Origin of the sequence: Roseomonas sp. CAU 1739 (genome assembly GCF_039839775.1) — a bacterium.
In the GTDB taxonomy this organism is placed as follows: Bacteria; Pseudomonadota; Alphaproteobacteria; order Acetobacterales; family Acetobacteraceae; genus Neoroseomonas.
The window spans coordinates 128,069-140,543 of the sequence record NZ_JBDOQQ010000018.1; the positions used below are offsets into that span (position 1 = coordinate 128,069).

Sequence of the window (12,475 nt, forward strand, 5' to 3'; positions counted from 1 at the left end):
GCCGGGTCAAGCGTGGGGTTCGGGTGCCGCCCCCTGCGTGGCCGCCTTGGATCCGAACAGGACGGATTTGAGGCGCTCTCGTACCGACTGGAAGACCACGTAGAGCATTGGGATCATGAAGATGCCGGCTGACGACGCCGCCAGCATGCCCCAGAAGACCGGCGTGCCGACGGCGCGGCGGCTGATCTCCGAGGCACCCTGCGCCACCACCAGCGGATACAGTCCGAGGATGAAGGCGAAGGAGGTCATCATCACCGCGCGAAAGCGCAGCTTGGCACCGAGGGTTGCCGCCTCGGCGATGGGCAGCCCATGGAGTTCGCGCTGTTCCTTGGCGAACTCGATGATCAGGATGCCGTTCTTCGCGGCGAGCGCAATCAGCACCACGATGCCGACCTGGGCATAGAGGTCCAGCGCCAGCCCCGCCGGCCCGATCGCGGCCATCGCGCCGAGCACGCCGACAGAAACCGACAGCAGCACGGGCACCGGGATGGTCCAGGATTCGTACAGTCCGACCAGGAACAGGAAGGCGAACAGGACGGCAAGTGCGAGAATGGTGCCGGTCTGCCCCGATGCCGCCCTTTCCTGGAACGCCGTGCCTGTCCATTCGAAGGAATAGCCGCGCGGCAGCGTATCGCGCGCGACGCGTTCCATCGCCGCCATGCCGTCGCCGGAGGACCGCCCCGCCGCCGGTTCGCCGTTGATCGTCAGGCTGCGCACGTTGTTGTAGCGGATGATGGATTGCGGGCCGAGCTCGATGCGTGCCTCGGCGAGGGCGCGCAGCGGGATCATCTGCCCGTCGGCATTGCGGACATGGACACGGTAGATGTCGGGAATGCCGTCGCGGTCGAGGTATTCGGCCTGCAGGCTGACCTTCCAGGTGCGGCCGAAAAGATTGAAGTCGTTCACATAGGCCCCGCCCATCGCGGCCGAGACGGCGGAGAAGATGTCGTTCAGCGACAGCCCGAGCACCTGTGCCCGGTCGCGGTCGATGTCGAGGAACACCGAGGGATTGTTTGCCGCGAAGGTCGAGAACACCCGCGTCAGCGCCGGGTCCTGGTTGGCGGCGAGGATCAGCGCGCGCATCGCCGCCGCCATCTCGCTCACCGGCCGGCCCTCGAGGTTCTGCAACTGGAACTCGAAGCCGCCCGCGGTACCGAGGCCGATGATCGGCGGCAGGTTGAAGGGAATGATCTGCGCCGGCACCTCGCCGGTGTCGCGGGTGAGGGTCGCGATCAGCGCATTGACGCCAAGGGAAGGGGAGGCGCGTTGGTCGAAGGGGTTGAGTGTCACGATCAGGAAGGCGCTGTTGGACTGCGCCAGGCCATTCAGCATCGAATAGCCCGAGATGGTGATGACGTCGCGCACCCCATGCAGTGCGCGCGCCGCCGTCTCGACCTGCTTGGCCACGTCGATGGTGCGGTTGAGGCTCGCACCTTCGGGCATACGGACCTCGACGAAGAAGGCGCCCTGGTCTTCCTGCGGCAGGAAGCCGGTGGGCGTGCGGCTGCCCACGCCGACGATGCCGCCCATGAACAGCACGAGAAGCGCGATCGAGACGACGGCGACGCGCACCAGCCGCGCGACGATGCCGGCATAGCCATCCCGCACCCAGTCGATGCCGCGGGACACGCGGCCCATGATGCCGGTCTTGGGCCCGTGATGCGGTTGCAGCAGCACGCCGCACAACGCCGGCGACAGCGACAGCGCGTTGATCGCCGAGAACAACATGCCGACCGAGACGGTCACCGCGAATTGCCGGAACAACTCGCCGGAAATGCCGGGGATGAAGGCGAGAGGGACGAAGACCGACAGCAGCACCAGGGTGATGGCGACGATCGGCGCGGTGATCGTCTCCATTGCCTTCTTGGTGGCATCCTTCACGGACAGCGAATGATCCGCCTCCATCGTGGCTTCGACCGCCTCGACAACCACGATGGCGTCATCGACCACGATGCCGATGGCGAGCACCATGGCGAGCAGCGAGACGGTATTGGCCGAATAGCCCATCGCGTTCAACACGGCGAAGGTCGCGATCAGGCTGACCGGCACCGCGATCAACGGAATGATGGTGGCGCGGATCGAGCCCAGGAACAGGAAGACCACGATCACCACGAGGACGAACGCTTCGATGAGGGTCTTGATAACCTCGTGGATGGTTAGCTTCACGAATTCGGTGGTGTCGTAGTTGACCGCGTATTCGATGCCGGTGGGGAAGCGTTCCGCCAGGCCGCGCATTGCCTTGGCGACTTCGTCGGCAGTGCCGACGGCATTGGCTCCGGGGGCAAGGTAGATCTGGATGCCGATGGCGTCCTGGCCGTTTACGCGCGTGCTCTGGTCCTCGTTCCAGGCGCCGAGCTCGATGCGCGCCACATCGCGCACGCGCAGTACCGACCCGTCCGGATTGGCGCGCACGACGATGTTGCCGAACTGGTCGGTGTTCTCCAACCGCCCCGTGGTGCGGATGTTGAGCTGGTAGGAGGCATCGCCGCTCATCGGCTGGGCGCCGACGCGCCCGAGCGGGGCGACCTGGTTCTGCGCGCGGATGGCGTTGACGATGTCGGACGGCGTCAGGTTCAGCGCGGTCAGCCGGTCGGTCTGGAACCAGATGCGCATGGCGTAGTCGCGGGCGCCGAACATGATGGCGTCGCCGACGCCCGGGACACGCTTGAGCACGTCCATGATGTTGATGGTGGCATAGTTCGACAGGAAAAGCGTGTCATGCGCCCCGGTCGCCGAGCGCAGCGTGATCACCTGCAGCAGGGCCGAGGACTTCTTTCGTACCGACAGGCCCTGGCGCTGCACTTCCTCGGGCAGCTGGGCGAGCGCCAACTGCACGCGGTTGTTCACATTGGTGGTGTTCTGGTCGGGGTCGGTGCCGACGCGGAAGGACACCGTCAGCGTATAGGACCCGTCATTGCCGCTGGTCGACCGCATGTAGATCATGTTGTCGACGCCGTTGACTTGGCTTTCGATCGGCTGGGCGACCGTTGCCTCCACCACCTCGGCCGAGGCGCCAGGGTAGTTCGCCGTGACCGTCACCTGGGGGGGCACGATGTCGGGGAACTGCGCCACCGGGATCTGCATCAGCGAGACGATGCCGGCGATGACCATGACGATGGCGATGACGACCGCGAGGCGCGGCCGGTCGACGAATACCTTGCTGATCATTGTGTCAGCCGCCGCGCGTGGCGTTGGCAGGCACAGTACCGGACGGCGGCGGCGGTTCGCTGCGCGGCGTCACCGGCTGGCCGGGGCGGGCGCGCTGCGATCCCTCGACGATGATCAGCTGGCCGACCTCGAGTCCTTCGGTGATCACGATCTGCCCGGCGGGGCCGGGGGCGGTGCGCACGCGCTTTACCTCGACCTTGTTGTCTGCGCCGACCACCAGGACGAAGGCGCCCTGCTGGTCGACCTGAAGCGCGGCCTGGGGGATCATGATGGCTTCGGCCGGGGTGGCGGCCTCGAGCACCACAGCGATCGCCTGGCCGTCGGTCAGCAGGCGGTTCGGGTTGGGCACCATGGCCTGCACCAGCACCGAATCGGTCGAACGGTTCGCCGCGACATCGATGAATTCCAGCCGCCCGGCGGTGTCCATCAGCGAGCCATCGGGCAGGCGCGCGCGCACGCGGATACCGTCGCGCGCCACATCCGCCCCGGCCTGGCGGACGCGCAGCAATTCGCGCTGCGTCACCGGGAAGGAGAGGCGGATGGGGTCCTCCCGCACCACCGTCACCAGCACGCCGGTATCGGGGCCGACCAGGTTGCCGGGGCTGATCGGGGATCGGCCGGCGCGGCCGTCGAAGGGCACGCGGATCTCGGTGTAGCCGTATTGGATCCGCGCCTGTTCCAGCTGCGCCAGGGCAGCGTCGCGGCCGCCCTTGGCCTCGCCCTCGGCGGCGATGCGTTCATCCAGCGTGGATTGCGGGATGTTGTTGGTGCGCACCAGTTCCCGCCCACGCGTCACCTGCAGGGTGGCGTTGCGCAATTCGGCTTCGGCGCGTTCCACCTGCGCTTGGCGCAGCGCCACCTCGGCGGCGAAAGGTGGCTGTTCGAGGGTGAACAGCATGTCGCCCGCCTTGACCGCATCGCCTTCGGTGAAATGGCGCGAGACGAGGAAGGCGGTGACGCGGGCGCGGATATCGACCTTGTCCACCGCCTCGACCCGCCCGATGAATTCCGCGGCCTGTGCGATCGGCTGCCGCGCCACGCGCGTGACCACCACCGCCGGCGGAGCAGCCGATTGCTGCTGCGGCGGCGCCTCGTCCTTGCAGGATGCGAGAGGCAGGGCCAGTGCCGCCGTGGCACACAGGACCGCGAGCGTCATGCCTCTGCCGCGCATCACGCGCCCGCAACGAGCCTGCATTCAGACCATCCCTGTCTCATGAGTGCCACGGCGCGCGAGTGGCGTCGTGCGCCGCAGTCTCGCATGCCAGGGCGCTGGGAAGGAACTCCCGGCATGGGACGTTTCGATGGCGGCAGGGAAGCCCGAAGGGGGGGGACCGTTTCGTCCCGCCGCCCTGGCATGCTAGGGCCGCAATCGTGACCTTCCCGCCCAGCTCCGCCCGATGGCCAAGCGCCTGATCCGCCACCCCGCCGTGCAGGGGATGCTGGCGCGGCTCGTGGCGCTGTATCTTCGCCTGGTCTGGGCCACCACGCGCTGGACCCTGGTGGGGGAGGAGCATGCCCGCCCTTTCGCCGGCGCCCCGATCATCCTCGCCTTCTGGCACGAACGCCTGCCGCTCGCCGCACTGGGGTGGCGGCTGTTGGCGCGGCGTGTGCCGCAGGCCGGTGGGCGCCGGGCGAAGGTGCTGATCTCCCGCCACCGGGACGGGCGGCTGATTGCCAACGCCGTGCGGCCCTTCGGCATCGATGTGGTGCACGCCTCCTCGTCCAAGGGCGGCGCGGCGGGGTTGCGCGGGCTGGCGCGCATCCTGGAGGCGGGCGGCGTCGCGGTGATCACGCCGGACGGACCGCGCGGGCCGGCGCGCGTCGCCGCGCCGGGCATCGCCCAGCTCGCCGCGCTGGCCGGCGTGCCGGTGTTGCCTTGCGCCGTGGCTTCCACCCGCATGCGCCTCGCCGGGTCGTGGGACCAGATGCGGTTCCCGCTGCCCTTCGGCCGCGGCTTCGCGGTGGTCGGCGCGCCCGTGACGGTCGCGCGCGACGGGGTGGAGGCGGCGCTGCCTCTCATCACCGCGGCGCTGACGGAGGCCTGCGTGCAGGCCGATGCGATGGCGGGCGCATGACGGCGGTGACGGCATTGCGGATGGGCGTTGCGCGGTTGGCGGCCGGTGGTGCGACGGGATGGAGGGGCCCTGCCCCTCCAGACCATCCCGCCAAAGGCCTCAGGGACTTTGGAAACCGATACCTGGCACCGGGCGCCGCGGGCCGGATTGAGGCACGGGCGCGGTTCTGTGCCCGGCATGCGCCTGGCCGAACGGGCGGACCGTCATGGCTCGCGCCATGCAATGCTTTCCGAAGGCCCCTGGCCCCCGGGACACCCGGACCAGCTGCCGGGCCCAAGGATGGCGTCTCACCACGACCAGACTTTCATGCCGGGCACCAAATCCCCGCGGTCCAGGGGCCCGTAGGCCCCTGGCGGGGTGGTCTGGAGGGGCAGGGCCCCTCCATCCGTCGCCCCCAAACGGTCTCACCCGCATGACCCCCTTGGCCTGCATCTGGCACTGGGCCGCGACCGCCGCCGCGCCGGTGCTTCCGGTCTATCTCCGCCGCCGGGCGCGGCGAGGCAAGGAAGTGCCGGACCGCTTGCGCGAACGCTTCGGCGCCGGTGCGGCGCGCCCGGACGGACCGCTGCTGTGGCTGCATGCCGCAAGCGTGGGCGAGACGGTGTCGATCCTGCCGCTGCTCGACGCGCTGGGGCATGCCGCGCCGGGGCTGTCGTTCCTGGTCACCACGGGCACGGTGACGTCGGCGACGCTGCTCGGCCGCAGGCTGCCGGCAGGGCTCGCGGGGCGCGTGGCGCATCGTTTCGTGCCGCTGGACGTGCCGCGCTGGGTCCGGCGGTTCCTCGACGGCTGGCGGCCGGATGCCGCGATCTTCGTCGAATCCGAGCTGTGGCCGAACCTGATTGCCGCGACGGCGCGGCGCGACATTCCGCTGGTGCTGGTCAATGGGCGCATGTCCGAGGTTTCCCGGCGCTGGTGGGGCCGGGCGCCGGGGCTGGCGCGGCGGGTGCTGGATCCCTTCGTGCTGGTGCTGGCGCAGACCGAAGCCGATGCGGCCCGGTACCGCGCATTGGGTGGGGCGGCGCAGTGCTGGGGTAACCTGAAATACGCCGCGCCGCCGCTGCCGGTGGACGCGGCCGAACTGGCGCGGCTGCGCGGACTGGTGGCCGGGCGGCCGGTCTGGCTCGCCGCCAGCACCCATCCGGGCGAGGAGGCGATCGTGTTCGCCGCCCATCGCCGGCTGGCCCCGGCGCATCCGGGGCTGCTGACCATCGTCGTGCCGCGCCATCCTGAGCGGGGGACGGAGGTCGCCGCCATCGGCGCGCCCCTGCGGGTTGCCCGCCGGGCCGCCGGGCAGGACCCGATGGCCGCCACCGATGTGCTGGTGGCCGATACGCTGGGCGAGCTCGGGCTGTTCTATCGCCTGGCCTCGCTGGCTTTCGTCGGCGGGTCGCTGGTGCCCCATGGGGGGCAGAATCCGCTGGAACCGGCGCGGCTGGGCTGCCCGGTGCTGCTCGGCCCGCATGCCTGGAACTTCGCCGAGATCGTCGAGCGGTTGACCACCGTGGGCGGACTGACCCGCATCGCCGCGGGGGCCGATCCTGCCGCCACGCTGGCCGAGGCGGTTTCCGACATGCTAACGAGTCCGGACCGGGGGCGGGCTCAGGCCGAGGCCGCCGCCGGGATCGCGGCCGAGGAGGCCGGGCTGCCCGAGCGGATTGCCGCGGCATTGCTGCCGTTGCTGTCCCTGCGGGACGAAGCGGCGGCCGCGTCGGACGGCCGGGATGGGGTGGGGCCGGAAATGTCCGGGCCGCTCGGAACAGGCATTGTGGACGACAGGAACTGAATGCGCGCTCCAGAGTTCTGGGGCGGCGGTGGCGGGGGGCTCGCGCCCATCCTCCTCTCGCCGTTCTCCGCCCTTTACGCGGCCGCGACGGCCAGGCGCATGGCACAGCCGGGCTGGCAGGCACCGGTGCCGGTGGTCTGCTGCGGCAATGCGACGGCCGGCGGCGCCGGCAAGACCACGGTGGCGCTGGATATCGGGCGGCGCCTGGGCAATCGCGGCATCGGCGCGCATTTCCTGCTGCGCGGCTATGGCGGGCGGATCAAGGGCCCGGCGCGGGTCGACATCGCCCAGCATGACAGCATGGCGGTGGGCGACGAGGCTCTGCTGCTCGCCGCCGAACGGCCGACCTGGGTGGCGGCCGACCGCGCCGCCGGGGCGCAAAGCGCGATCGCCGCGGGCGCGCAGGCGATCGTCATGGATGACGGGTTGCAGAACCCGACGCTTGAGAAGGACCTGTCGCTGCTGGTCATCGACGGGTCCTACGGCTTCGGCAATGGCCGCGTCATTCCGGCGGGGCCGCTGCGCGAACCGGTGGCCGCGGCCGCTTCGCGCTGCAACGCCGCCGTGCTGATCGGCGAGGACGAGACCGGCGCGCTGGCGCAATTGCCGCCGGGCCTGCCGGTGCTGCGCGCTAGGCTGAAGCCGGGGCCGGAGGCCGAGCTGCTGGCCGGCCAGCCGGTCTTCGCCTTCTGCGGCATCGCCAACCCCCGCAAATTCTTCGCGACCCTGCAGGAGGCCGGGGCCTTCCTGGCGGGGCGGCAGGCCTATGCCGACCACTACCCGTTCGATGAGGGCGACCTGCGCGACCTGCTGGCCGAGGCGGACAGCCTGCGCGCCACCCCGGTGACCACGCGCAAGGATTTCGTGCGCATCCCGCCGGCCTTTCGAAACCGCGTGACGGTGGTGACGGTGCAGCTGGAATGGGCCGAGCCGGCGGCTATCGAAGGGTTGCTGGACCCGGTGGCGGCGCGGGTGCCCGTGCCGGCATAGACGCGGTCCGGGCTTGTGCAGGCCGGAGCGGGGAACCGAGAGGGGCTTTGCCCCTCTCGGGCTCACCCCACCAAAGGCCTAAGGGCTCTGGACACCTTGAATGGGCGGCGTGCGGGGCGGGCAGGGACGTCGCCACATGCCGGGGCTAGCCCCGGAGGGCGAGGCCGAGCCGCAGGTCAGCCGACAGGGCGTTCAGTCCTATATGCGCGGGGCGATGCGTGTTTCGGACAAATCGCCCCTCTGGATCGTAGAGAACGTAGCAGGAACATAGGGACGGCGCCAGAGGTTTGGCGGCACGCTTGACCATGTGACGCGCAGGTTGGACGTTCGCCGCGATGAACGAACCCCCTTTCCCGCCCGGCGCCGGGCGCAAGCTTGTCTTCCTGCATCTGCCGAAGACCGGCGGCACCACGTTGCACCACCATTTCCGCGAGGCCTTCGCGCCCGAGGAGATCTGCCCGGAGCGGTTTTCCAACCTCCATAAGATCCCGGCGGAAACGCTGGCGGGGTATCGGTATTTCTCGGGGCATTTCAACTACGAGCAGGTACGGCTGATCCCCGGGCCGTGCTTCGTCGTGACCGTGCTGCGCGACCCGGCGGAGCGGATCCTGTCCACCTACTATTTCTGGAAGCGGCACCGGCCGGAGGTGGTGGAACAGCACCGGCTGACCGGGCCGGCGACGGCGCGGGCGACCGACCTGCTAGGCTTCCTGAAAAGCACCGAGCCGGCGGTGCGCGACGCGGTGGAGAACACCATGGCGCGGTACCTCGCCGGCGGCGTGAACATCACCGCCGAGGGGCTCTATGTGTTTCCCAATGGCGGGGGGCTGTCACCCCGCGTGACAGACCTGGAACTGGTGCATCGGGCCAGCGGGAACCTGGCGGCGTGCGACCTGTTCGGGTTCACGTCGCACCTGCCGGAGGTCTACGCGAAGGTGGCGTGGGATTTCGGCATGAAGCGGGTGCAGGAACTGGTGAAGCTGAATACGCGGGAGAGCGAATCCCCCGCGTTGGAGCCGGTGGTGCTGGAGGAGATGACGCCGGCGGTGTTGGCGGAACTGGACCGGCTGACGGTGCTGGATCGCATGGTGTATCGGCTGGCGCGGGCGCATTGGCGCGTGATGCGCGGGCGGTAGGGTGGCGCGCAATTGGCGGCCTTGAGGGGGGCTTTGCACCCATGTCGACCGTCCAAGGGTCTCTGTCGACAGGCCACGAGCGCACACTGACCGCAGCCATTCTGACGCCTACGCGGTGTACTTGATGACCTTCGGTCCGAGCGAGCGCCTTGCAGGAGAGACTGCCGAGCGCGGGGCCGGCGACCGCCACCGCCCTGGCGACGCCGTCTACGGCTGCCAAGCTCGGTGTATCGCGCGTCATCTTGGCCGCCAGTGGTCGGGGCAACTCGATCTGGCCAGCGAGCGCGTGATGGCCGGAGGTGCGAATGCGCCGAGGGTCTGAATCACGCTCCAATGCCAACGGCCGAATATTTCGACCGTTGGCATCCATATTTGCATGCCCTTTGACGCGTCGCGCCGAAGGCACGCCTTCGGCGCGACGCCTCACGACAGGCGGGCCGCCTTCGCGGCCCCGGCCCGAGTCAGATGCTCGGGCCGTTGGTACGGGATGCCCCGGATTCAGCCCGCGACGACGCCGGCCGTCCGGGCCGACGTCGTGCGAGACAGCAGGGCACACGGAAAGCCTTTACCGCGGAATGCTGCGCTGTTCCGGCCGTGGCCCGGCCGGCACCATGATATGGGCATAGGGCGTACCCGCCCACATCACGTAAGGCCCGCCGAGGTGATGGTGGGGTCCGATGGCGTCGAGCGTGGCGCGATCGGGGGTGAGGACCATGATGTGCGGGCCTTCGACCATCCAGTCGTTGGTCGCACTGGGCGTCGCCGCGTATGGATCGGTGTTGCTGGCGCCGCCGGTCGCACTGTCGCCCGCCAACATGTAGGCAACCCCGACGCGCGTTGGGGTAAAGGGCGCCTTGGAGGACCAGGCTTGGATCCAGGCCATCCAGACCTCGTCGACGCACATCGGCCCGGCAAGGCCCGGCGGCGCCGGCAGGCAGGTGAAGCCTGCCGGCCCGTCGCGCAACGTGTTCCCATTCCAGTCCGCGACGCGCACGGTATCGCGCAATGTCGGTGGCGCGGCGCTTAGCGCGCTCTGGATCATTGTGTCGCGTTCCGCGCCGGTCGGCGGCGATTGCGCAGCGGCGGGCAGCGCGAGGGCAACTGCGATCGCCACGCCAGAACAGCGCATGACCTGAGCCAGGATATGCATGGGTCTCTCCCCGTTGCTGCGGCAGCACTCGGTGGCCATCCGGGGGCGTTTACGGCCACCGAGTAGTCACCGGCACTTCGGCCGGCCCGCGAAGACCACAACGACCGCCGGTCTGTGGGGTCCGCTCCAGGCGGGCGCTGGGCGTTTCCATGCAGCGGCGGTCAATACGCAGGCTAGGACTCACGCTCCGATCGGATCAAGAATATTCACGGCGCTGCGAGGCTCGAGGCGCGCCGTATGGAACGCGCGCCGACGAGCCGAGTGAACGAGCAATGGTCGATGGGCATCGCCTCAGACGCACCGTTCGATGGCCGCCGGATCCGGGCTTTGACGCTGGTCGACAACGATGCGCGGGAGGCGCTGGCGATCGTGGTCGACAGTGGGATCCGCGGGTCGCGGCTGGCCGTGGCGCGGCAGCCGATCCGGCCCTCTGTCCGCCTTGATGCGCTGCGGCGTCTGCAATGGGTCGACAGCGGACAGGACGCGGCCACCAGCCGCGTGTCCACGTCTCGACACCTTGTCCTGGAAGCAGTCTGACCGCTATCGGTCACATCCTGCCGGGCAGCCTCGCACCCAGTGCCGTCGCGCTGCTCCATTCGGTGACGTTTTGGAAGCGGACATCCACGTGAAACTCGCTTCCGGCCTTCGTGGCCGACCGGCAGACATTCCGCTTGACGATGAATCTGGGTCGCGACAGTGTCGAGCGACATGCTCAGGTCGCAGAACCTTTTTGACCGACGCCGACGCCGCTGCCCCCAAGCGGCGGCTGTTCGGGCTGCGCGTCGATCAGCGTCCTTCCGCGTGGTGACGGCCTCACCGTAGGTCCCACCCGCCGGAGCGGCTCCGGCCCGCGTTCCTGAACCCCCGCAGCCCCCGGCTCCGGGGGTTTTCTTTTGCCCGAACCATAGAAGGACACCACCATGAGCATTCGCGTCGGCATTGTCGGGATCAGCGGCTTTGGCGGCGGCGAGGCGATGCGCCTGGTCGCGAGCCACCCTTCCTTCGAGTTGATCTACGCCGCGGGCGAGGGCAGCGCCGGCAGCCGCCTGGTGGACCGCTTTCCCGGCGTGCCGGCCAGGCTCGCCGATCTCGTGATCGAGAAATGGGACCCTGCGGCCCTGCCGAAGCTCGACCTGCTGTTCGCGTCGCTGCCCACGGGCGCCTCGGCCGAGGCGCTGGCGCGCGTGCCCAAGGACGTGAAGATCGTCGATATCGGCGGCGACCATCGCTACGTCGATGGTTGGGCGTACGGTCTGGCAGACGTCTGGCCAGGCCAGATCGAGGGTCGGACCCGCGTTGCCAACCCCGGCTGCTTCCCCGCGGCGACGCTGAACGCGCTGGCACCACTGCTGGCCAGCAAGCTGATCGAGCCCGGCAACATCGTGGTCGACGCCAAGACCGGCATCTCCGGAGCCGGCCGGGGCGGCGCCGATAGCAGGTTCGGCTACGCCGAGAGCAATGAGAACCTGGTGCCCTACGGCTTGCTCAAGCACGTCCACATGCCCGAGATGGCCAGGACGATCGAGCGGCTGAGCGGCGGCAGCGCGGCCGGGCTGGTGTTCACGCCGCATCTGGTGCCGATGACCCGCGGCGTACTCGCCACCATGTATTGTCGCGGCCGCGCCACGACGGAGCAGTGCATGGACGCGGCCCGGCGCTTCTACGCCGGGCGCGCGTTCGTTCGCGTGACCGACAAGCCGCCGCAGACCAAATGGGCTACCGGCTCGAATGTCGCCTTTGTCAGCTATGCGGCCGATCCGGAGCGCAACCTGGTGATCGCGATGGGCGTGGTCGATAATCTCGGCAAGGGAGCGGCGGGCCAAGCCGTGCAGAATGCGAACCTGATCTGCGGCCTGCCAGAAACCGCGGGGCTGGACGGCGCCCCTGTCTGGCCATGATCAAGGCGGGCCTCCAGGCAGCTTTTCAATCCGCTTCGGCGTTCCGCGCACACCCATGCTGCCGGACCGCTGTCGGCCAAAGAGAGTCGCGGCTTCCGGAAGCCTCGTCTGACGCGCGACAGCCAAGACGTATGCCAAATCGGCACCAACTAGGTCATGTGGACTCTAGGGATTCCCTGGCTGATGGAAGCATGATTCAAAGCTGCCTTTTGGAGGCGGCGGATGGGCGTGCTGGATCGGTTGATCCTGGATGACGCGGCGTGGGCGCGGAT

Annotated in this window: 9 protein-coding genes; 6 read left to right on the forward strand and 3 right to left on the reverse strand. The window is 69.3% G+C overall.

Features of this window, described 5'->3' with window-relative positions:
- Positions 1-6: 6 nt before the first annotated feature.
- Positions 7-3,168, reverse strand: a complete 3,162-nt coding sequence (locus AAFN86_RS24215; protein ID WP_347546148.1) for a multidrug efflux RND transporter permease subunit — start codon at positions 3,166-3,168, stop codon at positions 7-9.
- A 4-nt stretch (positions 3,169-3,172) separates the two neighbouring features.
- Entirely contained in the window at positions 3,173-4,324 is a 1,152-nt protein-coding gene (locus tag AAFN86_RS24220) for an efflux RND transporter periplasmic adaptor subunit (RefSeq protein ID WP_347546149.1), read from the reverse strand.
- 241 nt (positions 4,325-4,565) lie between these two features.
- Here AAFN86_RS24220 and AAFN86_RS24225 point away from each other — a divergent pair, with 241 nt between their 5' ends.
- The 4 genes from AAFN86_RS24225 (at position 4,566) to AAFN86_RS24240 (ending at position 9,155) form a co-directional block, all read left to right on the forward strand.
- Positions 4,566-5,243: a lysophospholipid acyltransferase family protein gene (locus tag AAFN86_RS24225; protein ID WP_347546150.1), complete on the forward strand. Its 678-nt coding sequence runs from the start codon at positions 4,566-4,568 to the stop codon at positions 5,241-5,243.
- 412 nt (positions 5,244-5,655) lie between these two features.
- Positions 5,656-7,029 carry a 3-deoxy-D-manno-octulosonic acid transferase gene (locus tag AAFN86_RS24230; RefSeq protein WP_347546151.1) on the forward strand — a complete coding sequence of 458 codons (1,374 nt, stop codon included), beginning with the start codon at positions 5,656-5,658 and terminating at the stop codon, positions 7,027-7,029.
- Positions 7,030-8,019 (forward strand): tetraacyldisaccharide 4'-kinase, encoded by a 990-nt coding sequence (gene lpxK / locus AAFN86_RS24235; protein WP_347546152.1) that lies wholly within the window; start codon positions 7,030-7,032, stop codon positions 8,017-8,019. It begins immediately after the preceding gene.
- Positions 8,020-8,354: 335 nt separating this feature from the next.
- Positions 8,355-9,155 carry a hypothetical protein gene (locus AAFN86_RS24240; protein ID WP_347546153.1) on the forward strand — a complete coding sequence of 267 codons (801 nt, stop codon included), beginning with the start codon at positions 8,355-8,357 and terminating at the stop codon, positions 9,153-9,155.
- 565 nt (positions 9,156-9,720) lie between these two features.
- On the opposite strand, the gene AAFN86_RS24245 is transcribed toward AAFN86_RS24240, so the two are convergent.
- A complete protein-coding gene (locus AAFN86_RS24245; RefSeq protein ID WP_347546154.1) occupies positions 9,721-10,305 on the reverse strand; it encodes a hypothetical protein in 585 nt (194 codons plus the stop codon).
- Positions 10,306-10,542: 237 nt separating this feature from the next.
- On the opposite strand from AAFN86_RS24245, the gene AAFN86_RS29630 reads away from it, so the two are divergent.
- Entirely contained in the window at positions 10,543-10,842 is a 300-nt protein-coding gene (locus AAFN86_RS29630; RefSeq protein ID WP_408906628.1) for a hypothetical protein, read from the forward strand.
- 383 nt (positions 10,843-11,225) lie between these two features.
- Positions 11,226-12,203, forward strand: a complete 978-nt coding sequence (gene argC / locus AAFN86_RS24255; RefSeq protein ID WP_347546155.1) for an N-acetyl-gamma-glutamyl-phosphate reductase — start codon at positions 11,226-11,228, stop codon at positions 12,201-12,203.
- The last annotated feature ends 272 nt before the right edge of the window (positions 12,204-12,475 follow it).